The sequence below is a fragment of the Rhizobium glycinendophyticum genome, assembly GCF_006443685.1.
Classification (GTDB): domain Bacteria; phylum Pseudomonadota; class Alphaproteobacteria; order Rhizobiales; family Rhizobiaceae; genus Allorhizobium; species Allorhizobium glycinendophyticum.
In genome coordinates, this window is sequence record NZ_VFYP01000004.1 from 210,527 (window position 1) to 234,114 (window position 23,588).

Below are 23,588 nucleotides of genomic sequence, written 5' to 3' on the forward strand. Positions count from 1 at the left end.
TGATAAGGCCGCAATGCAATGGAGGGCGGCAAGTCGCAGATTTGTTAGTGGGCGAGGAGGGGACCACAGGTCGCCGGGGTAAGAAATCTGAGCCTTGTCGTTGCGGGAAGACGATCGAGGCGCAGCCGGTCTCCGGTCAGACATGCCCCATCGAGCCCGCAGATGGGCTGCCGGAAACTCTGTCGTGAAGGGATATGGCAATGGCGCTCACCGCCTTTGCTCATGGGAAGAGTGGCAACCCGGCTTATGCTCCGCCCGTACAGGCGTCGGAGTCCGCCTCGGTTGGGGAATGGGTCCCGTGCGAACGTCGTCCGACTTGCCTGCCATGCCCGGTGCGATATCGTCGCGCTCGCGAATCGCAGCCTGGAGGATCAATGCGTCAGCAGACCAAGCCGTTCATCATTGAGCGCAAACCTTCCCGCAAACCGAAGCCAGACACTCAAAAACCGTCGATCTGGGGACGGCTGGATGCAGACATCGCACAGGGTCTCCAAGATCAGCGTGATATGGAACAAGCGGCCGCCACCGGTGGTGACGACCACGCCTGACCTTCAGGCCGCAGCCTTCAGATCCGCCTCTGGCTGCAGGGAATGCAGGAAGCTCACCGCGCGCTGCGCGTGAGCCGCCGCCTGGAAGATGGCCCGCTTGTCGTTGGCAAGGACCGATAGCCAGGACTGCAGGTAGGACGCGTGATCGGGCCGTGGCTCAAGCTCCGGAGCGATGCCAAGGTCGGCGCAAAGGAAGCAACTGCCGAGCTCGGCGATGAGCTCTTCACGGGCTCGTTCTGTCCGATCCTTTGCATAGCGCGACAGGTCACGGCCGACGCGGCCCTCGGCTGCTGTCCAGTGCGTCGCCTCATGGCTGAGGACGGCCGCGTATCCAGCAGCATCGCGAAACGCCTCGAAGGGCGGCATCTGGATGTAGTCCATGACGGGTGAGTAGTAGGCCTGACTGCCGCCGTGCCGGATGACTGCGCCCGTCGCGTTAATAAAGCGATCGGCGCTCTCAATACGCCCGACAGGATCCCGCATCGTGGCCGGCGGGGTATAATAGATGTCTGGCAGGCCATCGATCTGCTCTATATTGAACACCGAATACGCCTTCAGGAACGGGATTTCCCGGTCGACATCGTTGCCATTCCCGTCAGCCACCGCCTTGGTGAACCGACTGGCGAAGACCACCGTCGAGCCCGTTTCGCCCTTTCGCACCGCTCCGCCCAGTTCGAGAGCCTGCTTGAATGTCATCCACATCGAGGAGGAGAAGCCGCGCGACAGCTGCGCCGACCACAACAAGAGCACGTTCATGCCGGAGTAGGGCAGGCCGTTATGGCGCACCGGCCGGGTAATCCGGTCACTGGTGTTGGCGGCGCTCCACGGCTTCATCCAGGGGCGCACGCCCTGTCCGAGATCCTCGACGATCCGGTCGGTGATCCGCGTGTAGATGTCGATGCGATCCGCTTCCGTTTTCCTGGTCATGGCTTCTTCTCCTTATCTCAAGACCGCGCCTGTCGCGGTCCGTCACGGAGGTCCGAAGCCAGGAGCCGATGGTGCGCCCATGCACCGGAACGGCCGCAACAGCGTGGAGGACGGCAAAGCCGTTGCATGGGCGCCCGGCTCCTGCAGGACCGCCGAGCGGGACGGGCCACGATAGCGCACGTCTTCAGCCTTCATTTTCGACACAAGAAAAGGCCGGCGCTGCAGGCGCTGGCCTCGGGGGGAAGAATGAGGGCGGGGCGTTGCCCCGCCGATGGTGTCATCCGAGAGCAGTCATCTGAGCTTCGGCCGCCTTGCGGTCGAGCGATGCGCCGGGGTTCTCGACCGGGCGGTCGAACGGCTTCCAGCTCTCACCGACAACCTGTTCGTAGGCGGCCACAGCCCCTTCGGCCGCCATTCGCAGCGCGTGGGACTGGACACCCATGTCGGCGGCGAATTCGCGCTTGCGCTGGGCGGCGCTGCCATAGCCTACCGGACCGTCGAGGTCTTCGTCGCGGGCGTCATTCGATGCCTTGGCGGTAGCGTCACGCGCCTCTGTGACGGCGCGGGAGTAGAATTGCCCGGCGCCATGCGCGGATCCGACGAAGGCCCCGACAATGCGCTGGAGATGGATCTGCATCGCCTTGTCGCCGAGGCCTTCGGACAGGCTTTCGGCGGTCTCGACGATCAGCCGCTCATGCAGGCTGCGGATGCCATCGCTGTCGATGACTGCCGTGCCGAAGCTTGTCGCAATCTTGGACGCTTGGGTGGCGTCGGGGCAGGAGAGGCGGACCATTTCGAGGGTGGTAGAACGGCGAGATTGCGAGACCCGTGCGTTTGAGCGATTTGGGGTAGAGGCCTTGGCCATGTCTGTTCCTTCCTTGGCTTCCGAAGCGGTTCCGGCCCGTGCCGGTCTGCCCTTCGATGCGGGCACTCAAGAACCGGCAAGGGACGGACGGCTTCACAGGTTCGATCCGACCGAGCCAGCAGGGCAGGTTTGCGGGGCCAGCAGGTCTTGACCTGAGCAGGCCCGCAAGCCTGCCCTCGCGCAAAGAGGTTGGATCGGCCGCGCCGCGGCGCGCTAGCGGCCTTGAAACGACCGGCCGCCGGTTCAGACCGCAACGAAAAAGAAGGGCAGTCCGGCACGGATCAGTTTTCAGATGCATACCAACGAGGGACCATATGGGCCGAGCCCGCCACCCAGGGAGATGCCGTGGCCGCAAGCTGACTAGATGCCACCCAACGCACATTCCCGTTAGAGGTCCGCCTATCCCGCCACCGGCGAGTTGGACGCATTACCGCAATGCTCGAGCGCGTCGATGATCTGGTCTTGAACCGCCAGCCTCAATGCGAGCGTGTCGAGTTCGCCCCACCGTTCGAAAGCCAGGTGATCGGCCAGCTCCGATAGTAGAGCCGGGGACTGAAGCGGCGGCGCGCCCGGCTCCGGACCTTCACGGGGATCGCCTGCCGCCCGGCGCGCGCTGCAATCTGCCGGGCCAGGCAATCGAGATGCCGCTGGGTCTCACGTCGGGTGCCGATTGCCTTGTCCAGCGGTTTCGGAGCGCGAACGTCTATCATGAGCCATCCCCCCGACCTCGCCAGCCGATGAAGGAGGACGGCCCATGATATTCGGCGTGACGGTCGGGATCCATGACAAAGCCAAACCGGTCGCGCCCAGCATACTCGTCGCTCGGCACCAGGAAGCGACGCTCATCGTCGTCAGATCTCCGGTCACCACCGACGACAGCCACGACCTCGGTCATGCCGGGGTGTTGAACGGAGAGGATTGCCGAAGTGACGATATAGTCTGCCGCATGACGCTGATCGAACGCCCGTCGATCCCTCGCCCAGCTTTCTCCCTCGGCCAGCTTGGCGCCGTGGATCGCCTCCCAGGCATCCGGCCAGGTATTGCGGATGGTCTTTTCGGCCGCGGCTCGCTCATATCCAGTGAACAGGTCCGGAAAGGTGATTGCCACGATCGCCCATTCGCAATCTTCCTCGTACCATGGCGTGTCCTTCCGCAGCAGCGGATGGATTTTGGCATTTCGGTCGGCAGATAGGTGAAAACCACCGTGGCCGGCCGTGCTATGAGCGACGACGCCCTCGGTATAGATGACCGCCATCTGCGAGCCACCCCAGGGCGTGCTCATAGACATGCGCGTCCGCGCGCGGTTCAGTTCCGCCAGATCGCGCTTGTGACCGGCGATCTCGGCAACGCGCGCTCGAAACTCATCCTCGTCGGCCACCCGCCCGTCGTGTCCGATGAAATCGGCGCGGGTCAGCTCAGCGAGCGGCCGGCGCACGAAGACGGCACTCGCTAGGAATACGAAGCCGCTGGGCGACGTGACCATGGCAAGGACGGTGTCATCAATGCGAGCGACGGGCATGCCGTCCGCGCTTGTCGCAAACTCCACCCCCGAAAGATCGGGGGTGGGTGTTGCCGAGCTTGACTTCAGGGCGCCGGTCATGCGGCCGCCCTCTGATCGAAATCCTGGTCGTGGCCATCGTCGACCTCGGCGTCGTGCAGATCATCCTGACCCGCCTCCTCTTCGACCGGCCCCTCATGCTCTTCAGTGGTGCCGCCAGTATCACCGTCTTCGTCATCCTGGGAGCCCGTGCCGATGACGTCAGCGGCAGCACCCGCGCGGATCCAGTCGAGTAGTTCGTCGGCCGGCGGCGCGAAGCGGCCGGAAGGATGGACGAAGTGTTCGGTCGCAAAATGCTCGACGAGCGCTGCGCGGGTTTCCCGCACCTTCTGCCGTGGCTGAACCGATGCCTCGGCGCAAGATGCTTCCAACGCCTGGCGCGACAGGCACAACAGGAAATCTTCCGAACCCATGTTCGGCAGGAATTCATCAGCGCCGATCGCCTCGCCGGCGATGCGCGCGACCATGCCGCTATTCGACATGCCGCGACGGCACGAGAGCACATCGATCAGCACAGAGCGAACGGCGACTCGAAGCGCATCTTGATTAAAGGCGAGCTTGCCATGCTCGTCGAACAACCCGACGGCGTGGCGCGAGAAGCGCTTGCCGCCATAGAAGGTCCCATCCGCGCCGGAGTCGATGCGGGCGTTCTGGCCGGCAAAGGCCAGCACCATCAGCGCCATCAGCATATCGTCCTCGATCGGCGCGCGGCCTAGTGCGTCGTGCAGCGCATCAGTGCGGAAATCGCCGATCATGTCATGACCCTTCTGGGTCACATCCGGTCGGGCCTTATGCGTGGCGATTGCGTCGTCGTCGCCACCGACAGAGCCGTTACCAGCAGTGCCCTTCGGCTTCGCGGTCTCGGGCATGCGATAATGAACAGTTTGCACCTTGCCGTCGCGATCGAGATAAAGTGCCGTGTGGTCCGACTTGGACGGCTTGCCGTAGACTTGAGACGCCTTCTTCGGCAGCTCCGGCTGGCCCCAGCTGTTGACATCGACGATCGCACCCTTCTTCGGCAGATTGTTCGTCATCCATTCATGCTGGGCACCGAGAAATCCCTCGACATTGGTGGTGTAGCGGCCGTCCTGATCAGCCGGCGCGAAGAGATCCTCGACCCATTCGATCCCGTAGGCCTGAGCAAGATCGTCGCCAAAGCTCGCATCCTTGGCGTACATGCGCTTCTTGGTCAGCGCGTTGGCGATCTGCCACCAGGGCGCGGTGTCACCCTGCTTCGGTTTGTGGGCTTTCCAGACCTCCTTCTGGTCGACCTGGCCGGCAGCCGCGATGACGCGCAACTGCTGCTCGGACGGCATGTCACCCAGGGCCATCTGTTCGAGCATGGCCGGCAGGACGTTGGCGAGCAGGCGCAGCTTGCGGATCTGGCGGACGGGGAGGGCAAGAGCAACCGCGATCGCTTCCTCGGTCCAGCCGAGAGCAACCAGCCGTTCGATACCGCGCCACTGGTCAACCGGGTTAAGAGCCTCGCGAACGCTGTTCTCGACCATGGACCGCATCGCCCCGTTATCGTTGGCAGCGTCTGCGACGGGGATCTCGATTTCTTCGAGACCGGCGGCGATAGCGAGCCGGACGCGACGATGGCCGGCGTCGATGATATAGCCGTTTCCGCCATCCATTTCGGGTGCAACCACTGGCGGCTGGACGATGCCGACGGCCTTGATCGTCGCCAGCATTAGCGCATCTGCCTGCGGTGACGACTTCGACTGGCGCATCCGGTCGGGGTTTTCCTTCAGAGCGCGCGGGTCAACCTTCATGATCTGCATGGGACGGTTCCTTTCAGGAGAGTTCCGGACCGGCGCCTTGCCAGTCCTTCCTGTCTTCATTTTCTTTTCGAAGACACCTCCCGGACCGCCGATCAGCCGGACTGCCGCAACTGCGGCGGAGCATCCCTGCTGCGTAGAGCGAGCGGGGCTAACAGTCTTGCGAAGGACAAGCAGCCGGGATGACGCAGGCGGCGGTTGAGCGAAAGCGGCGGCAGGAGCACCGATCTGCGACCGGTTCACCTTCCAGCTTTTCTTCTCCTCACTTTCAATTCGAATCGACGCTCGAAGACGATAGAATGGTGAGGGCTCGACCTTCAAAGACGAGACTACGTTCGGCGCCCAAGAAGAGCCAGACCATCGGCGAGCATACGCTTCAGGATCAGCTTTTTACTTTCCGTTGCGGGAGGACCGGCTTCGGAGGTAGCAACAGCAGCAGGCGGTGGATCGGCGGCGTCGGATAGCGAGACCGGCAGAGGCTCTTCGGCCACTGCGGCGACCACAACGTGCGTGATCGTTATTTCATCCGATTTGACCGCGACGGTGACCTGTCCTCCGGAGCGGAGGCGGTCGACGCCCTTTTGAGCGGCCTCCTGCTCACCTAGAGCCTCGACCAGCGATGCCTGCGTCACGAGAAAAAATGGCATGTATTCCCACAGAGTGTTTCGGTGAAGATCTCAATCGCAAAGGTGGCGTGGTCAAGTGCAGCATCGCATTTGCAGCCACATCGGACACAAAAAAGGCGCTCAACCCGTGAGGGGAGCGCCTTCTTCTGTATCCCGGGACAATATCAAACGCCTCAGCAATTGCAGCGAGCACGACATCGTCTCATCAGGAAGTGATGCTCAGATATTGTTGACGAAAGGCATTTTCAAGTCGTAATTCAACTTGCCGCCAGATAGGGCTCGCCGCTTATCAGAATGCCAGGTGAAACAACATGGGCACAGATCCCGAGGCCCGCAGAGCGATCGCACAACGCGCCATTGATCGCGCGAAAGGGCGTGGGACGGCGATCGACACGGATCCTGCCTTCCTTGCCTTACTGGAGGAATGGATCGGGGGAGAAATCGACATGAAGGCCATGCGCTTACGATACCTTGAAATGACCGCTCTACAAGTTGCCGAGCGGCGGGGCTCGCGCAATAGCCTCTCCGGCATAAACCCTTCGGAATCATCGTACGAGGTGACCAAAGAATAAAAAAATGGGCCTGCGGAAAACCGCGGCCCATGAAGTGTGGAGATCTAAAACCTCCAGAGGGGAACAGCTGCTGCGACGGAATTGGGAGGTGACCGTCATGCGCATCAGCTGAAGGCACTTTGCCCGAGTTTTGACCAGCTGGATAACATTTATTGTGCAACGCAGCTATGCAGCTGCCGCGGCGGTCACGTTGTCCAGACCTTCCGCCAGCTGTGCGTCGATTGACCTCAACTTCAACCGCGTTTCCTTGAGGTCGTCTGCGAACGCAAAAGTGCCTCCGTCTCGGGACCGGTAGGACACTAATCGCCGCTTGGCCTCTTCGAGCTGCCGGCGATACTGGTTCTGTTCCACATCGAAGCCCCTGAGAGCGTGTTCCAGGCGTGATATGGCTCCGAGCGGTGTGACCGTCACCGCCAGATCGATCTCGTAGTCGGCCCCGGTGCGCTGTAGCAGCGTCTCATAACGATAACCATCGCCTTTGCCGAAGCGCTCACCCTCATAGACAAGATCGAAGCCACCGATCGTCCCCAGATGCACCTCGCCCTCTTGCCGCAACTGCAGAAGCGTGAGGATCTCTTTCATCAGCGCGCGACCGGCCTCCTTTCGCTCGGTATATTCTTGCCCGAGCACCGTCATGGTGAAGGCATCGCCGCCGGTCGGCTTAAGCCGGGCGGTGTCCTGTTCGATTTCGCCGATACGGCGGTTCGCCGTTTCGATCTCACGCTCTGCATCACGCATCTGTCGGCGGACGGCATACTGATCGTCTTCGTGCGCGGCCCGTAGCCGTTCGAGCCTGGCAATATCGGCTTCGAGGCCAGCCTTCTGCATCAGCCGCGCATCGCCGGAGGCGATAGCCTTTGCCATGGCGAATTGGCTGGCGGCACCTTCGCCGATGTCTTCGAGCCGGCGGATTGAGGTATCTCCCGACAAGGCGGCGGCGATGAAACGGGCCTTGCGCTCATTGTTCTGCCACATGCTGGCGTCGAGCGAACCCTCCGTGGCATAGGCGAAGATGTCGACCTCGTCATGCTGGTTGCCCTGTCGCACGATCCGACCCTCGCGCTGCTCAATCTGCGACGGCAGCCATGGAACGTCGAGATGGTGGAGGGCCTTAAGCCGCAGTTGGGCATTGACCCCTGTGCCCATCGTCTCGGAAGAGCCGATGAGAAACCGGACCTTGCCGGCGCGAACGTCGCCGAACAGCCGCTGCTTGGCCTCGGTTTTCTTGTAATCCTGCATGAACGCGATCTGCGCGGCGGGCACGCCAAGCCGGATTAGTTCATCGCGGATGAACCGATAGGCGGAGAAGCCGCGGGACTTTTCGACATTGATCGTGCCGAGATCGGAAAAGATCATCTGTGCGGCGCCGGGGAGATCAAAGTCCTTGCCGTCAGGGCGGCGATAGATGGCCTCGCCGGTCTCTATCCAGATCCGGTGGGCATTGCGGACCAGCAGATTGAGCTTATTGTCCGCCTCATTGCCGGCTGCCGGCATGACGAAGCGCAGGTCGATCGCGGCATGGCGTCCGTCAGTGATAACGGAGAGCAGAATGTCATCGCCGGGCTTGGCCGGACCTTCGCGTTTCTCGATCGCCTTGATCCTGGTATCGAGCATCTGCTGGTAGGTCTTGAACAGCGCCGTCGGCTTGGCCGTGAGGATCTGCCGGCGGCCGGTAGAGAGGTTGGGCACCTTCACATATTGCCTTAGATCGTCCGGCAAGACGACGTCGGCAAAGGTTCGGAACATGGCAATCAGTTCGGGCACGTTGACGAAGGAGGCGAAGCGGCTGACCGGCTTGTATTTGCCGGACGGCTGGATTTCGAGTTCGGTCGTCGTATCGCCGAAGCAGGATGCCCACGCATCGAACTCGTGAAGCCCGCGCTCAGCAAGTGCCGCGTGGCCAAGCAGCCGTTGGATGGAGAACATCTCGCCAAGCGTGTTGGTGATCGGCGTGCCGGAGGCCAGGACCAATGCGCGGCCCGGGTTTTTCGTCTCGATATAGCGTGATTTGACATAGAGATCCCAGGCGCGCTGCGAGCCGTTCGGGTCGATACCCTTTAGCGTCGACATATTAGTCGCGAAGGAAAGCTTCCGGAATTCCTGCGCCTCGTCGACGACGATCTGGTCGATGCCGATTTCCGAGATCGTCAGCAGGTCGTCCTTGCGAGTGGCAAGACCTTCGAGCCGCTCCTGCAGTCCTTCCTTCAGCCGCTCGAGGCGCTTGCGCGAGACGCGATCCTCGCTGTCGACTTTGGTCAGCAGATCCTCATAGAGCTTCAACTCATCCTGGATCATCGCCTGCTCAAAGGTGGAGGGAACCGCGATGAAGCGGAAGGCTGAGTGGGTGATGATGATCGCATCCCAGGTCGCGGTCGCCGCTCGGCTGAGGAACCGTGCGCGCTTGTCCTTCGTAAAATTGGTCTCGTCGGCGACGAAAATACGGGCATTCGGATAGAGACCTAAGAATTCGCGGGCGGCCTGAGCCAGGCAATGGCCGGGCACGACCAACATCGCCTTAGCAATCAGGCCGAGCCGGCGCTGTTCCATGATGGCGGCCGCCATGGTCATCGTCTTGCCGGCGCCGACGGCATGGGCGAGATAGGTGGAACCATCGGCGATGATCCGCCAAATTCCGCGTTTCTGGTGCCCATAAAGAACGAAGGCGCCAGAGGCGCCGGGGAGTTTGAGATGGGACCCGTCGAATTTGCGCGGCGCGATATTGTTGAAGCGGTCGTTGTACTCCCGCGCCAACCGATCAGTGCGGTCGGGATCGGTCCAGACCCAGTCCTGAAAGGACAGTTTGATCCTCTGCAGCTTGTCGCGCGCGGCCTCGGTATCGACGACGTTGAGGACCCGGCGCTCGCCGTCGACATCCTTGATCACGTCGAAGATCTGTGGGACCCGGCTGTTCAAGGCATCGGCGAGCAGATCGCCGGCATGCCGGCGGCTAGTGCCCCATTCGGATGTGCCGGCGGCGCTGTAGCCGAGTTGGCGAGCTTCGACGGTCCACGACCCGAGCTCCGGCATATGGTGGATGCGGATATCGACTTCCATCGTTTCTTTGACGAAAGCCACGACATCGGCAGCCGGGATCCATGGGGCGCCGAGACGAACCGTGATGTCGGAGGGGCGAAGATCGGCCGGCTGAACATCGGTCAGGGCGCAGACATTGCGCTCATAGATCGGATCGAGCTCGGTCGCCGCTTGCGCGGCAGACAGCTTGGTGCGCACAGCCCCGGAGAGGTACCCATCGGCTGTCTGCCACGATCCATCGGCCGGGTCACGGAAGATAGCCTCTCCCAGCTCGTCGATCACATCAGCTGGATCGCTATGGAGCAGCTCGGCGATATGGTCGATATCGACATGGCCGCGTTCGTTCAGCACGACGGCGAGCGCATCTGCCGGCGATGTGATGCTCGGCGGCGCCGGCGGAGCAATCACCCGTTCGGAGAAGATCGGACCGGGCTTTGCCGTGTCTGTCTCGAGATCGTAGTCCTCGATCGAGGCGACCAGCCAGCAATCCGGGTCATCCCGGAAGGGGGCAAGGTTCGGTTGGCGGTGGGTCTCCTTGACCTCGCCTGTTTCGGCGTCTTCCTGAATGGAAACGGTCGTCTTGTTGACCGGCCCGAAATCCCGCACGAAGCTCGACCAGGCGATACGCAGCCGCACCTGAAGATCACGCCAGGGGCGATCGCTTTCCTGTGCCTTCAACACCTCGCGCACGGCATCGCGGATCGGGATCAGCTTGCTGATGATCCGGATATGCTTTTCCGAAATCCCGTCGCCGGTGCGGCCTTTGCGGACGGTAATCGGCGCAGCCGATCCGTCGAGCATCTGCATCAGGCCCTTGGAGCGGTCGAGGAAGAAGCTGCCCTCGCGAACAGGCACGCCCTTCGGTTGCAGATCGACAATCTCCCCGAGTTCATCTTCCAGATCGAGATCGATGGGCGTGGGCTCGCCGTCGTAGAGGTTCGCCGGCAGAAGATCGACAGCAGCGGCGAGCGCCGCTTCAAGATCTTCGCCATCATGGGAACGGCACGTATAGGTCTCGCCGAACGGCCCCGAGGTCAGGGTGTGGGTACCGAGTACGAAATCAGGATGGTGGGCAAACCACCTGTTGACACGGATCGCACCTTCATCGTTGGTGGCCGGCCTGATCTCATCGACATCGAGCCACAGCTGATTGCCTTCAGCCTCACCGGCCTTGCGTTTGCGGAAGAACAGGATGTCGACAACGACGTCAGTGCCGGCGTCCAGGCGAAAACTGCCTTCGGGCAGACGAATGGCCGCAATCAAGTCTGCGGACTTGGCGATATGCTCCCGCGCTGTCGTGTCCGCCTTGTCCATCGTGCCATGTGAGGTGGCAAAGGCGGCGAGCGCGCCGGGCTTCAGAAGATCGATCGACCGGGCGATGAAATAGTCGTGGAGACGAAGGCCGAGTCCGCGATAGGTGCGGTCCGAGCGGACAGTACGATCGGAAAAGGGCGGGTTGCCGATGGCAAGATCGTAGATCGGCGCCAGATCGGTGCGGGCGAAGTCGCCATTGATAATCCGGGCCTTCGGCTGCAGCAGGCCGACGATGCGGGCCGTGACCGCATCAAGCTCGATCCCGGTGAGATAGGTGGCATCGCGAAAGCGCTCCGGCATTAGGGCCGGGAACAGACCTGTGCCGATGCCCGGCTCCAGCACCCGGCCGCCGCGCCACCCGAGTTTTGCTATCCCAGCCCAGATCAACCGGATGATAAATTCTGGCGTGAAGTGGGCGTATTGGGTGCAGCGGGCGAGGGACGCATAATCTGCCTCGGAGACGGCGCTTTCGAGCGAGGAACCGAGATCGTCCCAGCCTTGCCGGAAATCGACCTCGCCCGGCCGGCGGAACATGCCGTTGGCGAGCTCGTCGGCGCCAAAGCCGGTGAAGCGGATCAGCTGCGTCTGTTCTTCACACGTTGCCGGCCGGTCCTGCTTGGCAATTGCGTCGGTGATGAGGATCGCCGCAACATTCGCGCGGGCGCGATCCTTCCAGGAGGCGCCCAACTCGCGGTCACCATCAAGATAGAAGTTTGCTGGAGACACTGCTCGCCGAACAGGCGCGGCAGTGACGGGGAGGGCAGGGGCCGATGCCGGCGGAGTGGGATCTGGATCATCGTCATTGGCGGGATCGGGAGAGAAACCGCCAAACGCGGTCACACCAAACCCGAGCCCGGAGGACAGGGCAGAGCTGCCGAACATGTCGAAGGTAAAGGGATCATTGCTCATGAAAAGCTCCTTTGGAAAGCGGGCGTGCGAAATCGACCGGTCGAGAGTTCGACGAGTTGCAGCGCTCGGATTGTGGGGACTGTTTCTGGCTTAGGCTGCCAGGACCGCGGGGAGATGGCGCAGATGCACCGGCAGCTTGGCGGCGATTTCGTCGTCGGTCAGCGTGTCGAGCAGCTTCAGGAAGGTACCTTCCTTGCCACCATAGAGCAGCACCGTGCGATGGCCCTGCACTGGCTTCGGCCAGCGGGGACCGGCATAACCGCGATAATCGTCCGCGGTGGTACTCCAGATATGCTCGAGCCGTTCTTCGCGACTCATTGCCCCGGCCAGTCGGGTTTCGCGATCAAGGATCGCAGAGCGCATGGCCTCGACCGAGTTTGGATCAGAGAGATCGCAGTAGGTGTGGAAATAGCGGACGGCGTCATCGATGCGGATCGCGTAGAAGACGGAGGTTACGGAACCGGTCATAAACTCGCGCATCGCAAAGATCGGTCCACGCATCCATAGCGGCGGCAGAATGTCGAGCATATAGGAGTAGGAGGTCTCATCGATTTCGAACCATTCGCCGGCATAGGTGTCGGACTGATCACCGCCAAAACGATGTGGGCGCTTGGCGTGCCGGTCGAACATGCGGAACATGTCGGCGCGCTTGGCCACACCCTGAAACACTTTGCGGGGGAGGGATATCGAAGTCATCGGCCTGGTCCTTCCGGAGTTTTGAGGACCGAAGTCGGCAATGTCGTTTCGACCTCACCATCCTCTTCAGTCCTTCATGACCCCTCCCGAGCGGCCGGCCTCGCGTCCGGGCGGGTCAAGGGCCAGCCTTGGCCGGGCAAAGCCTCCCTTGATGCGACCGGCGCGCATGCGGCAGGCCTCATCTTCTTCTCCATTTTCCTTTCCCATCTCTCCTTCTCTCTGTTCTTCAAGACCTCGTTCCAATCATCCGCCGAAGGTCGAAGGCGCTGCCAATTGCAGCCGGACACCTCGGCGAGCGCACGCAAACGCGCTGCGTAGATGTCTCCTTGGGAATTGCCATCTGTCGCGGCCACCAGTGTCAGCCCCGGCCGGAGGGCGAGTTCGCAGAGCGCTGCATCTGTCGCCGGTGACCACCCGCCGCCTGTACTGAGATAGAGCGTGCCCTCGCGTGAACCCTCGAGCGCTGCGAGGCTCATCGCGTCGATCGCGGCCTCGGTGACGCAAATGCGGTTGGCATCACTCGGACCCAATCGGAACAGAAGCTTCGATCCCCTGGTCGAAAATCCGCGCCATTCGGGTCCGCGTTCTTCCCAGCCGACCACTCGGCCATGGCCATCAACATGCGCCGCCCACATGCTGCCGAAAGGTCCTTCCCGCAGGATGTCTACCCGAATGGCCTGCCGGATTATGGCAGACGGGATCAAGCGCTGCCAAGATAGATAGCGCCACGCGCCCGATCCGGGCGAAGGCGAGCGCCGGCATCGCCAACGGTCAGCAATGGCCTCGTCTGACACTGCAGACCGCGACGGACGCCATTCCGGCCGGGTAAGCTGAAACCCGACCAGCGCTGCGACAGCGTCCGCGGCGGCCGGGAACGTCGTCTTTTCCAGAAACATCGCGAGGCCGAAGACGTCACCCTTCTCGTCACTCAGCGGATCGAACCAGCCTCGTCCGTCATGGGTCACGATAATGATGCTGCCACCATGCCGGTATTTGACGGCGCGACGCGTGCTTTCTCTCAGATCGAGTTCGTATCCGGCTTTCTCCAACAGGGCTTCACAACTGACCCTGGCGCGCAGCGCCTCTAATTTTTCTCGTTTCATATTTCTTTCGGCCGTGTAGCGGACGCTCCTTCTTTGTTGCCGCAATCTGCGGGTCACCTCTGTCCCGCCGCGAAGAGCGGAGGGGGCAAGGGCGCAGTGCGCAACTGACAAAAGTTGCAGCAAGCGCTGCGGTGAAGCTTCCCTTGCGGCCGACAGGTCGCCAGCGGCAGGACATGCGGGTCTCAATGAGACCCGCAGGGGAGATACTCATGAACGATCTCAAGATCGTCTTCGTCATCGAGTTCGTCGGACGGAAGCACGCCGAATTCGTCGCCGGATTTGAACAGGGTGATCGGGACCATGAGGATGCGCGTAAGAGAAAATGCGTGGGCTTGTGCGAGTGCAAGATCCTGTGCCATTTGGGAAACCTCCGTCCGGAGCGGGCCGATCCCGCTCGATGGCTCCTCGAAAGGACCAGGACAGATCGCGATCACCGCGCAGGCGAAGACAAGCGGCGGCAGCTTGCTAGCCGACCCCGATAGTGGGTTGATCGACGGAGATCCGGACTTGGTCCAGGACGCCATCCATAAAGAGCGGGATTGATCTGCTTCGGCCGGAATTGAGGTATCCGGCACAGATCAGTTACGGAAGCCAGTTCAGCATTTGTTGCCGAGCACCTCTCTTGCCAACCCACCAGTCAGCCGCGGCCAGCATTGTCCTGATCGGACTAGGCTTGGAGGACAGCGAAATCCGTCTCAGCTCGTGGCTCTACCAGGGCTACTTCGCTGGCGATTTTTTGACCCGTGCCAGAACTCGTCGAGATCATCATCGGCCCGGCTACGGAACGCATGGCGTTGCGCTTTATAATAGGATCCCAGTAGATCTAAAGCTGCTACAAGCCTGGCATCTATCTGACATCGCTGCCTGTTGCACGGCAATGTATGATCCATCGTGTGAGGAAGCGGATTATCTTTCTCCCGAGAACGGTTGTGACGCAGGCGACACACCACATATCACGAAAGGAGATGCAATATACAGTAACGTTTTCACTAGCTTATCAAAAATCGCATAATGTGAATTATGGAACGTATCGTCAGGCGGACGAACAACCTTGTGAAAAGCAGTCGAAAATTTCCCAAAGCGTATGGAAGCTTCCGCAACGGTAACGCGGAAATTTCCCAACTGTCGTCGTGTGACATGTTTGCCTTTCGCGTGGTAGAACATCTCGATGTTATCAAACACGTCCTGGCGAGCCTCTTAGCGCGAACGATGGACCTTGCGGCGTACCCGCTCCCGCCTGGAGAAGATTGCAGAATCTTTCAGCCACCGCATTGTCATGGCAGTTACCGCGCCGAACTCATCCCTTGCCGGCAGGCAAAACAAGATATCGCCGAGAGGGGAATGAACTCGATTGTAGTGCTTGAGCAACGATGCATAGTCCATGCTGGTGAACTGCGAGCCTTAATCCGAGTGGACCAATACCTGATCCTTCGGCTTACACATCGTCCGCACCAAAAACCGCAGGCGAGGAAGGACAATGAATACCGACTTCCCTTAGCTTCCCTGGCGAGTTACGCGGCCGCTCTTTTTCAGAATATCGCGCTTATCGGGAACGCGAGCTAGGTCTGCCGCCCTCCCCGCGCCTGCATTTTGCACGGCGGCGTAAAGCGGAGGACAGATAGCTGCTAGCCGATACATTCTTTAGTGGCGAAGATGCCATACCTCCGTATGATTGAATGATCTGGGCAGGCGTGATCACTGTTCAATTTCAACCTCCCAATGAACTCTGGGACCTTGTATGCGTATCCACCATCTCAACTGCGGCTCACATTGCCCCCTCGGTGGGTTCCTTTTCGACGGATCGAGCAGAGGCCTACTGGCAAACATCTGCACTCACTGTCTACTTGTTGAGACTCCGAAATGTTTAGTTTTGATCGATACAGGTTACGGACTGAAAGACATCTTGCGAGCATCGGCGCGCAGACTCCCCGTTACCTGGCCGCTTTTTCTCAATACACGCCTTCGCGAACAAGACACCGCGATACGTCAGATCGAGGCCCTGGGCTTTTCGTCGCGTGATGTGCGCCACATCGTCCTCACGCATCTGGATTTCGATCACGCCGGCGGAATCGCCGATTTTCCAGAGGCTGCAGTCCACGTGATGTCAGGTGAGCGACAGGCGGCAGAGAACGCGCGAAGCTTCGTTTCCAGGCAACGTTACAGACCGGCCATGTGGAGAGATGTCACTGATTGGCAAATGTACGAGCCTGACGGTGAGGCATGGTTTGGCCTGAGTTCGGTCCGAGACCTTCGAGGACTACCTCCGGAGATACTCTTTGTTCCGTTGCCAGGTCACACGCTGGGTCATGCGGGGGTCGCGATCAAGTCGGAAGGTCACTGGATTTTGAACGCTGGAGACAGCTTTATGCACAATGGGCAGCTTGATCTGGCGCACCCCTATTGTCCTGTCGGAATCAAAGCCTATCAGGCAATCATGAGCAGCAATCGGCGTGCCCGAATTGACAACATCGAGAGGCTTCGCAAACTCAAACAGGAGCACGGTAACGAGGTCTCAATTTTCGCCTCCCATGACACCGGTCAACTGGCCTCCATGCGTTATGGTAACGTCTCCGGCTAGGGTCAGAAGATGCATCGCCTCCAGTTTCAACTTGGAAAATGACGTGGAACAGGTCGGTCGATCTCAGACCTCCAACCGTTCATCGGCCATCATGCGTGTTCCTCTGACGATTTCGGCCATGCGCACGAGGTCCGGGAGCGTCCTCGCGCCCATCTTGCGCATTGCGGAGCCGCGATGAATTTTTACGGATATTTCGCTCAGTCCCAGCTGTCCGGCCACCTGCTTGTTCAGCAGTCCCGATGTCACCAACGTCATGACCTGTCGCTCTCTCAGGGACATAGCCTGGAACATCTGAACGACACCCGAAACGGTGGACGAGTTCCGCCTTGCTGCGCAGTCTTTTTCGATCGCGATTCCGACCGCGTCAAGAAGTTCCTGATCCCCGAACGGCTTGGGTAGAAAGTCTACAGCCCCCGCCTTCATCGCACGTACCGACATGGGAACGTCGGCATGCCCTGTCATCATCACAACCGGGAGGTTGATACCGTACTCGCCGAGTTTTGACTGAAATTCGAGGCCGTTGATTCCCGGCAGCCTCACGTCCAAGACGAGGCAGCCTGGCTCAGGGCCAATTTCCGCGGCCAGGAAATCCTCCACGTCGGAATACGTCTGACAGCTCAATCCAGCGGATTCAAAGAGAAGACACAATGCCTGAGATAAGGAAGTATCATCGTCAATTACGTAAACGGTTGAAGCGTTCGTCGACATTGCCGGTCCCCATCTTGATCCGACGCCCGCGTGAGGGCTGTTTTTGACGAATGGAAGTATTTCATACCGTCGATAATGAGGCGAATTAAAAGTTGTAAATGCCTAGCCGACGGATGCGCCATTTTCTCTGTGCAATAGCTCTGGAAGTGTTATCAGGCAGAGAGCGGATTTTTTCGGGTCGCCTCAAGGTACACGAGGCAGAGTCGTCTCAAATAGGGCCCCGGAGCCCGTGTTCGTTGCAATCAACTTGCCGCCGTGCGCTTCGACAATCTGCTTACAGATGGCCAAGCCCATCCCGAGGCCGGCTGTCTTGGTGGTAAAGAAAGTTTCGAATAGACGAGAAAGGTTCTCTGGCTGAATGCCGAGACCTCGATCTTCGACCGCGATCACGACGCCGTCTCCTTTGGTGCCAGTCCGCACCTGAAGCAGGCGTTTGCAATGGGGAACCTTCTGCATTTCCTGGATCGCATTGATCGCGAGATTGACGATCACCTGTTGCAACTGGACTGGGTCAACTGCCACTCTTCCACCTTCGTCGGCGAAAATCTTCTCGATAGTCACGGAGTTGCTCTTGAGTTCGTGGTCGACAAATCTCAGGGCTTCCTCAACGAGCGTTACGACCTGAACTGCCACCTTGTCGGCGTCTTTCCCAGTAGCCATTCTCCGTGTCCGAGTTATGACGTCGGCTGCTCGTCTGGCATCGGCAACAATGTTGTCATGAATGAACAGGAGCTTTTCAGTGTCGACGACGGCGCGCTCAAGAAGTCGCCTCCCCGCGGCACTATAGGTCATGATCGCGCTGAGTGGCTGGTTGATTTCATGCGATATCGACGCTGTCATTTCGCCGAGAAGCGCGAGCCTGGTGTGATGGGCAAACGACTTCTTCAGCTCGGAGAGCGAAGCTTCAGCGGCTACTCGTTCGCTAATATCTATCAGGCCGACGAGGAGCCGCCCTTGAGCCCGAAGCGCCGGAGAAGGATTGAATGACAAATGGACGGCCATCGTGGTGCCGTCCAATCGTAGCTGCTCTGTTTCTTCCTCGAAGCCCGGAAGCAGGTAGTACCCAGACTCAAGGGCGCGGATGAAAGTCTTCATACCCTTGGGTGTCCAAAGACTTTTCACCGTCTTGCCGACAAGATCATTCGCAGAAGCCGCGCGGTAGAGCGCCATAGCCGCAACATTCACCTCTGCAACGACAGTTGCCTCCATCGCTTCCTGCAAGAGATGCGGATACGACTCGAGATGGGCCCTGAGATCGGCGACGCCCTCTTGTTTGAGCCGGTTGAATATTTGCCAGAGCCGTCGCGTATCCAAATGTAGTAGGCCCATGCTCATGGCCTGGAAGAGCTCCCTGTAACGAGCTTCGCTGGCAATGAGCTCGGCCTCCGAGCGCTTCCTATCGGAGATATCGATGACACCCACGAGCACCGATCCCTTTCCTTCATGCCCAGGAGGCCAGCATACGGTAAAGAGAGCATTGAACGGAGTACCATCCAGACGGGTGAGAACCGTTTCTGCGGAAAGGCGTGGCTCCCGCCTTATTGCACAGAGCAATGCATCGGCGAACAGGTGTCTGCTTTGCTTTGGCCATGCAGCCTCAACATGACCACCAATCATCGCTTCCCGGCTCTCAGCGCCGAACATCTCCACCGTCTTCTCATTCACATCGAGCACGATCGTGTTGCGCAGCGCTTCCTCGATCCATGCATCATCGGTGTGGAAGTGGCTTGCGAGGTCACTGATGCCAGCCTGCATCAACTCGCCGATCATCCGCCGAACACCGGAGAAGTCGAGTTCCCAAAAGGAGGCGGCCATAGCTTGAAAGATATTCTCATAGCGATGAGAGGCGATGCGAAACTGTACCGCTATCTCGTCAACGCGCGTCAAGTCTCGACTCCGCTCAACGACGAAGGAAGGTGTCCCCTGATCATCGCGCGCCAGCGTCCAATCTAGACCAATCTTCAGTTCCATTCCCATTGCCGACCGCCGAAAGCACTCGCCTGACCACTCCCCGGTGTCGAGAAGCAAGCGTTTCATTTCGTCCAGACCATGGGGATGTCGCATCGCAAGGAAGTCATTGATGTTGCGACCCTGCGCCGCGTTGACGGGATGGCCGTAGAGGGCTTCTGCCGCCTTGTTGGCGAATAGAATAACATCATCCATGCCAAAGATGACAACCGACTCAGGGATTACATCCAGAGCAGACGCCAAGGCTACTACGTTCGGCAATCGCCTTGCAGGCAAGACCGAGTCGACCGACATAGTTCCAACCTCCAGCGTCAGCCTACCAGAAAATACGGTACAGACATTCGAGCAATAATTCACTGTCGAACGGCTTTTCCAGCAAGAATATCTGCTCCGATTCCATAGCTTCTTCAAGAACTGCCTTATCCTTCAGGGCCGTGATCATGATAACTGGCAAATAACTACGTCGGTTAAGCATGATTTTTTTGAGTTTAATTCCGCTCATTCCGGGCATATTAACGTCCGTTATGAGGCAGTTTACTGCCTCAGCCTCCGCGGAATCAAGGAAAGATTCGGCCGATTCGAAACCTGTCGCGGAATAGTCCGAAACCTGAAGGAGACCGACCAAGGCATTTCGTAGCGACTTATCGTCATCGACGACGGCAACCGAGATTTCACTCACGAAGATATCCAATCCACTGGCCTGATAAATGACAGCTTTAGCGATCATGAGACACCTGTGAATTATACGATGGTTTGGGCTGCCTTTGGCTTCCGGTGCCAAGCAGCGCACACTGCCACCGCCCGTTAACTGCCTAACGCGCCAACGCGGATGATGACATCCCCTCGTAGAAAACCACCTTCGGCTGGCGACCTCCTGCCCTAGCAGGCCAGCTCGCTTTGGCGTTGCGATCGATCACCGATAACGACAGTCTCAACCGAACATCTTCACGGCAACCCGGGCAACATGCGCACCTTGATACCGCGCGCCATCCAGTTCCACGGCCGACGGCTGGCGGGCACCGTCGGTTCCCGCGATGGTGCTGGCACCATACGGCGACCCTCCTTTAACTTCCTCAGTTCCAGACTGGCCCGCAAATGCGTAAGGTAAGCCTACGACTACCATGCCGTGATGCAGGAGCGTCGGGATGAAGCCCAGGATCGTAGACTCTTGACCACCATGCTGAGTCGCCGACGATGTAAAGACGGAGCCAATCTTGCCGACCAGTTTACCTTGTGCCCATAGGCCCCCGGTCTGATCGATAAAGTTTCGCATCTGGGCGGTTACCGTGCCAAAGCGCGTTCCAGAACCAAAGATAATAGCGTCGTACTGATCGAGCTCCGATACCAATGCCACCGGCGCGGATTGGTCCATTTTGTATCCACGCGCCGCACAAACTTCTCCCGATAAGAGCTCGGGAACGCGCTTTACGTCCACCTCAGCCCCCACTGAGCGAACGCCTTCGGCAATCGCCTGCGCCATTGTCTCGATGTGACCGTATGCGGAATAGTACAGGATCAGAACTTTGGCCATTGTCATTTCCCTCTGTCAACGTTTTGCGTGTTTTCTAAATTCCGACGATGACCTTTTCCCGGTCACCGTCCGTTCGACGGACGATAGGTGCGATCTGTCGGCGGCGTCAGAGCTCCGCTTTCAGGAAAGCGTGAATATAATCTGCCGAAAGCTGCGGAAACTGGTGATGCGGTCCGTGTCCGGTACGAGGCATGATCAGAAGTTGAGCACGTGGTATCTTGCGGACGAGCGGGAACCAGTTGTCGGCAGGCGTGCCGGGGTCGTTGTCGCCGCAGATTATCAACATGGGCACATCAGACTTGGTCAGTCCCTTACGAATACCTTCCTTGTCTTCGTGGAATTTCTCGGCGGCTGCAAAGTAGAGCTTGAACACGTTCATGCTGGACGGGATATGCTCGGTTACTCCAGCGCGAGCGTAGATGCGATCATGCGAAGCCTTGGCGGCAGCGAGACTCTCTTCGTACGCGGGTTCGAAGAATAGAGTTTCCTCGTCCTTCAGGTCGTTGACCGGCTTCACCGCGAGCTCAAACCAGTCGTCGCGCATGGCGTGCTCAACCTTGCCCGCAGGGTTGGTGCCCATGAGGATCGCTCGATTGACCATCTCAGGGTGTTTGACGAGGAAGGTCTGGCCCAGCGCTCCTCCCCACGACCAGCTTACCAAATTGAACTTGCCAATGCCGAGCACTTTGGCGAACTTCGCCATCGTATCGGCGACGGCGACCATGTCGGGGGGAAGCTGGCCTTCGGAGTAGCCGACGCCAGGATAGTCGACCATGATGACACGGTAGTTGGCCGCCAGCGCGTTGATGAAGGCCGGGTCCCAGGTGTCGATGGTTCCACGCAACCGGGTAAACATGATGATGGGGTCTCCGGACCCCAGTTCGCGGTAGGCGAGCTTCACGCCATCAACCTGTACGAAATTCCTTTCAGCGCTGCCGGCAGACGCGTTCGCGAAGACCTGGAACGGTAGCGAGGCACAAAACATGAACAATGCGATGACAGACTTCATTGACGTGATCCTTGTGGGGGCGAGTTTGAATTGGTACAGCCTCCTTCGTTCGCCAGACAGGGAGGTAGCGATGCGTCCCGCGAGAGGAGCGGAACGCATCGGAGCGCGCCGTCGCAAGTGGCGGCACATGCAAGACCAACGCTCGGGAATGCAGGGCTCGGTTCTATTGGGGAACCGTGCCGAGGTACCGTGGGGCGGGCCTGTCGAGCGAGAGATGCGGCCCCAACTCGTGGCGGGCGGCATCGAACGCCTTCCAAAGGTTTTCGTTGCGGAGCGACGGGATGGTGACGAGTTCGCCCGCATCAAACCCGGCAAGCGCTGCGTCAACCATATCGCCCGCATCCATCATCATCCCGGACGGGATCACTGTTGTGTCCAAACCCGCTCGCTCAAAGATTTCGGTTCTGGTGAAACCGGGAAGGACCGCCTGGACTCGGACGCCCTTCTGCCGGAGTTCGACGTCCAGAGCCTGGGTCAGGGACAGCACGAACGCCTTTCCCGCAGAGTAGCTTCCATTGAAACGTTCCGGCATCAAAGCGACGACGGACGCGATGTTGATGATCGCTCCCGAGCCCTTCTGGCTAAAGGCTTTCGCGGCTGCGACGCTCAACGCATGCAGGACACTGACATTGAGATGGAGCATGCGTTCGAGTACCTCATCGTCGGAATCCAAGACACCGCCACTCGGCCCAACGCCAGCGCTATTAACGAGAAGTTCGATTTCTTTGTCTTCCCGGATACGCTTCAGCAAGAGCTCGAGATCGGCACGGATACTTAGATCGAGCGGTAAAGGGGTGGTGGAGGTTGCGTAAGTCCCAGTCAACAGATTGGCCGCAGAACGCAATCTCGCCATGTCTCGGCCGATAAGAATGAGGTCATAGCCACGTGCGGCCAGCCTCTCAGCGTAGATAGCGCCAATACCGGAGGACGCTCCAGTGACGATAGCAGTGGGTCTGGGCATGGTTGTCTCCCTGTCGAGCCGATATGCGACGTTTGGTGCTGACGTGCGGAGCCGTTGCGACCCCACACGCACTTGTTTAAGCGGCGTAGTGGACGCCGAGACTCGTGACATTCGACCCGCCGGCGCGCGCATTGCGCATCGCCCAATCGAGTGCATAATCGGCGACCTCTTCCCAGCCTGGTTCGATGCAGGTGAAATGGGAACGGTCCTCAAAAATTTTGAGCGCCGTTTTGGAGGGTGCGCGCTTCTGCCTTTCGTAGATTGCCCTGGTCATGCTTGCGTCGGCGATCAGGTCGAGACCGCCCCCGATGAGAAGCAATGGAGCCCTGTCAGGATTGTCCCACCGAACCTTGCCGATCGACGTCAGGATGCCGTCCCAGTAGACCTTGCCCGCCGTCGGCACGATGTAGCGGTCGTAGTACTCGTCGATCTGGTTTTTCGGGAGGGCGTTGGCAAAGCGATTGCCGAAAAAATCGCGTGACATGTGCATGGTACGCTTCCAGCTACCCCACGACCCCAGGACGGGTAATGCGGATACGATCGAATGTATTCCGAGCCGGACCCCAGTCGTCGGAGCAGGATCGATTGCAACACCTGCGACGCCGAAGCCACGGTCGAGCAGTATCTGGGTCCAGACCCCCCCGGCCGAGTGACCCATCAAGATAGGTGCCTCAGATAGCTTTCGGATTTCCGCCTCGAGATGGTCGATGATGCCGTGGACACCGACAGCTTTAAGCATCGGATGCGGGTTGGCGCGGAGTTCGGCCGGCTCGCGGTCGTCGTAGGGCCAGTTCGGCGTCACCACCGTGTAACCCTTGGCTTCGTAGTGGGCCCGGAAGCCTTCCCAGCTCTTGGCGTTGAGCCAGGCACCATGAATGAGCATGATGGTCTTTGTCATCGT

At 59.6% G+C, this 23,588-nt stretch carries 20 protein-coding genes and 1 pseudogene; 3 read left to right on the top strand and 18 right to left on the bottom strand.

The window, feature by feature from the left end; translation table 11 throughout:
- Nucleotides 1-374: 374 nt before the first annotated feature.
- Nucleotides 375-548 (top strand): hypothetical protein, encoded by a 174-nt coding sequence (locus tag FJQ55_RS23470; RefSeq protein ID WP_167507769.1) that lies wholly within the window; start codon nt 375-377, stop codon nt 546-548.
- 3 nt (nt 549-551) lie between these two features.
- Here FJQ55_RS23470 and FJQ55_RS20135 read toward each other — a convergent pair whose 3' ends face one another.
- The 6 genes from FJQ55_RS20135 to FJQ55_RS20160 form a co-directional block, all read right to left on the bottom strand.
- Entirely contained in the window at nt 552-1,475 is a 924-nt protein-coding gene (locus tag FJQ55_RS20135; RefSeq protein ID WP_140831335.1) for an ArdC family protein, read from the bottom strand.
- A 277-nt stretch (nt 1,476-1,752) separates the two neighbouring features.
- Entirely contained in the window at nt 1,753-2,340 is a 588-nt protein-coding gene (locus tag FJQ55_RS20140) for a hypothetical protein (protein WP_140831337.1), read from the bottom strand.
- Nucleotides 2,341-2,816: 476 nt separating this feature from the next.
- Entirely contained in the window at nt 2,817-3,050 is a 234-nt protein-coding gene (locus FJQ55_RS20145) for a hypothetical protein (RefSeq protein ID WP_246085213.1), read from the bottom strand.
- Nucleotides 3,047-3,940: a DUF7007 domain-containing protein gene (locus FJQ55_RS20150; protein WP_140831339.1), complete on the bottom strand. Its 894-nt coding sequence runs from the start codon at nt 3,938-3,940 to the stop codon at nt 3,047-3,049. The genes FJQ55_RS20145 and FJQ55_RS20150 overlap by 4 nt, the downstream gene beginning before the upstream one ends.
- Nucleotides 3,937-5,682 carry a ParB N-terminal domain-containing protein gene (locus FJQ55_RS20155; protein ID WP_140831341.1) on the bottom strand — a complete coding sequence of 582 codons (1,746 nt, stop codon included), beginning with the start codon at nt 5,680-5,682 and terminating at the stop codon, nt 3,937-3,939. Before FJQ55_RS20155 ends, FJQ55_RS20150 begins: the two co-directional genes overlap by 4 nt.
- Nucleotides 5,683-6,008: 326 nt before the next feature.
- Nucleotides 6,009-6,326 (bottom strand): hypothetical protein, encoded by a 318-nt coding sequence (locus FJQ55_RS20160; RefSeq protein ID WP_140831343.1) that lies wholly within the window; start codon nt 6,324-6,326, stop codon nt 6,009-6,011.
- 290 nt (nt 6,327-6,616) lie between these two features.
- On the opposite strand from FJQ55_RS20160, the gene FJQ55_RS20165 reads away from it, so the two are divergent.
- Nucleotides 6,617-6,877 carry a hypothetical protein gene (locus tag FJQ55_RS20165; protein ID WP_140831344.1) on the top strand — a complete coding sequence of 87 codons (261 nt, stop codon included), beginning with the start codon at nt 6,617-6,619 and terminating at the stop codon, nt 6,875-6,877.
- 165 nt (nt 6,878-7,042) lie between these two features.
- Here the strand turns inward: FJQ55_RS20165 and FJQ55_RS20170 are convergent, their stop codons facing one another.
- The 5 genes and pseudogenes from FJQ55_RS20170 to FJQ55_RS23570 form a co-directional block, all read right to left on the bottom strand.
- On the bottom strand, nt 7,043-12,133 hold the full coding sequence (locus tag FJQ55_RS20170; RefSeq protein WP_140831346.1) for a DEAD/DEAH box helicase family protein: 5,091 nt from the start codon (nt 12,131-12,133) through the stop codon (nt 7,043-7,045).
- A 90-nt stretch (nt 12,134-12,223) separates the two neighbouring features.
- Nucleotides 12,224-12,829, bottom strand: coding sequence for a DUF1419 domain-containing protein (locus tag FJQ55_RS20175; protein WP_140831348.1), 606 nt, complete (start codon nt 12,827-12,829; stop codon nt 12,224-12,226).
- Between the two features lie 74 nt (nt 12,830-12,903).
- Complete coding sequence (locus FJQ55_RS20180) at nt 12,904-13,977, bottom strand: DUF3991 and toprim domain-containing protein (RefSeq protein ID WP_246085214.1); 1,074 nt, start codon at nt 13,975-13,977, stop codon at nt 12,904-12,906.
- 137 nt (nt 13,978-14,114) lie between these two features.
- A complete protein-coding gene (locus FJQ55_RS23475) occupies nt 14,115-14,291 on the bottom strand; it encodes a hypothetical protein (protein ID WP_167507770.1) in 177 nt (58 codons plus the stop codon).
- A gap of 760 nt (nt 14,292-15,051) precedes the next feature.
- A pseudogene (locus tag FJQ55_RS23570) lies at nt 15,052-15,369 on the bottom strand (hypothetical protein); the annotation flags it as partial.
- A 301-nt stretch (nt 15,370-15,670) separates the two neighbouring features.
- Between FJQ55_RS23570 and FJQ55_RS20190 the strand changes: the two are divergent.
- Nucleotides 15,671-16,510, top strand: a complete 840-nt coding sequence (locus tag FJQ55_RS20190; protein WP_140831350.1) for an MBL fold metallo-hydrolase — start codon at nt 15,671-15,673, stop codon at nt 16,508-16,510.
- Nucleotides 16,511-16,573: 63 nt separating this feature from the next.
- On the opposite strand, the gene FJQ55_RS20195 is transcribed toward FJQ55_RS20190, so the two are convergent.
- The 7 genes from FJQ55_RS20195 to FJQ55_RS20225 all read right to left on the bottom strand — a co-directional run bounded on the left by FJQ55_RS20195 (nt 16,574) and on the right by FJQ55_RS20225 (nt 23,585).
- Nucleotides 16,574-17,218 (bottom strand): response regulator transcription factor, encoded by a 645-nt coding sequence (locus tag FJQ55_RS20195; protein ID WP_140831352.1) that lies wholly within the window; start codon nt 17,216-17,218, stop codon nt 16,574-16,576.
- A gap of 183 nt (nt 17,219-17,401) precedes the next feature.
- Nucleotides 17,402-19,480 carry a PAS domain-containing sensor histidine kinase gene (locus tag FJQ55_RS20200; RefSeq protein ID WP_140831354.1) on the bottom strand — a complete coding sequence of 693 codons (2,079 nt, stop codon included), beginning with the start codon at nt 19,478-19,480 and terminating at the stop codon, nt 17,402-17,404.
- A gap of 22 nt (nt 19,481-19,502) precedes the next feature.
- Nucleotides 19,503-19,913 (bottom strand): response regulator transcription factor, encoded by a 411-nt coding sequence (locus FJQ55_RS20205; RefSeq protein ID WP_140831355.1) that lies wholly within the window; start codon nt 19,911-19,913, stop codon nt 19,503-19,505.
- 204 nt (nt 19,914-20,117) lie between these two features.
- Nucleotides 20,118-20,717, bottom strand: a complete 600-nt coding sequence (gene wrbA / locus FJQ55_RS20210; protein ID WP_140831357.1) for an NAD(P)H:quinone oxidoreductase — start codon at nt 20,715-20,717, stop codon at nt 20,118-20,120.
- Nucleotides 20,718-20,823: 106 nt separating this feature from the next.
- Complete coding sequence (locus tag FJQ55_RS20215; RefSeq protein WP_208758237.1) at nt 20,824-21,726, bottom strand: alpha/beta fold hydrolase; 903 nt, start codon at nt 21,724-21,726, stop codon at nt 20,824-20,826.
- 163 nt (nt 21,727-21,889) lie between these two features.
- The gene (locus FJQ55_RS20220; RefSeq protein WP_140831359.1) at nt 21,890-22,687 is read right to left on the bottom strand and encodes an SDR family NAD(P)-dependent oxidoreductase; all 798 of its coding nucleotides are present in this window, start codon (nt 22,685-22,687) and stop codon (nt 21,890-21,892) included.
- 76 nt (nt 22,688-22,763) lie between these two features.
- Complete coding sequence (locus FJQ55_RS20225) at nt 22,764-23,585, bottom strand: alpha/beta hydrolase (RefSeq protein ID WP_140831361.1); 822 nt, start codon at nt 23,583-23,585, stop codon at nt 22,764-22,766.
- Nucleotides 23,586-23,588: the final 3 nt, after the last annotated feature.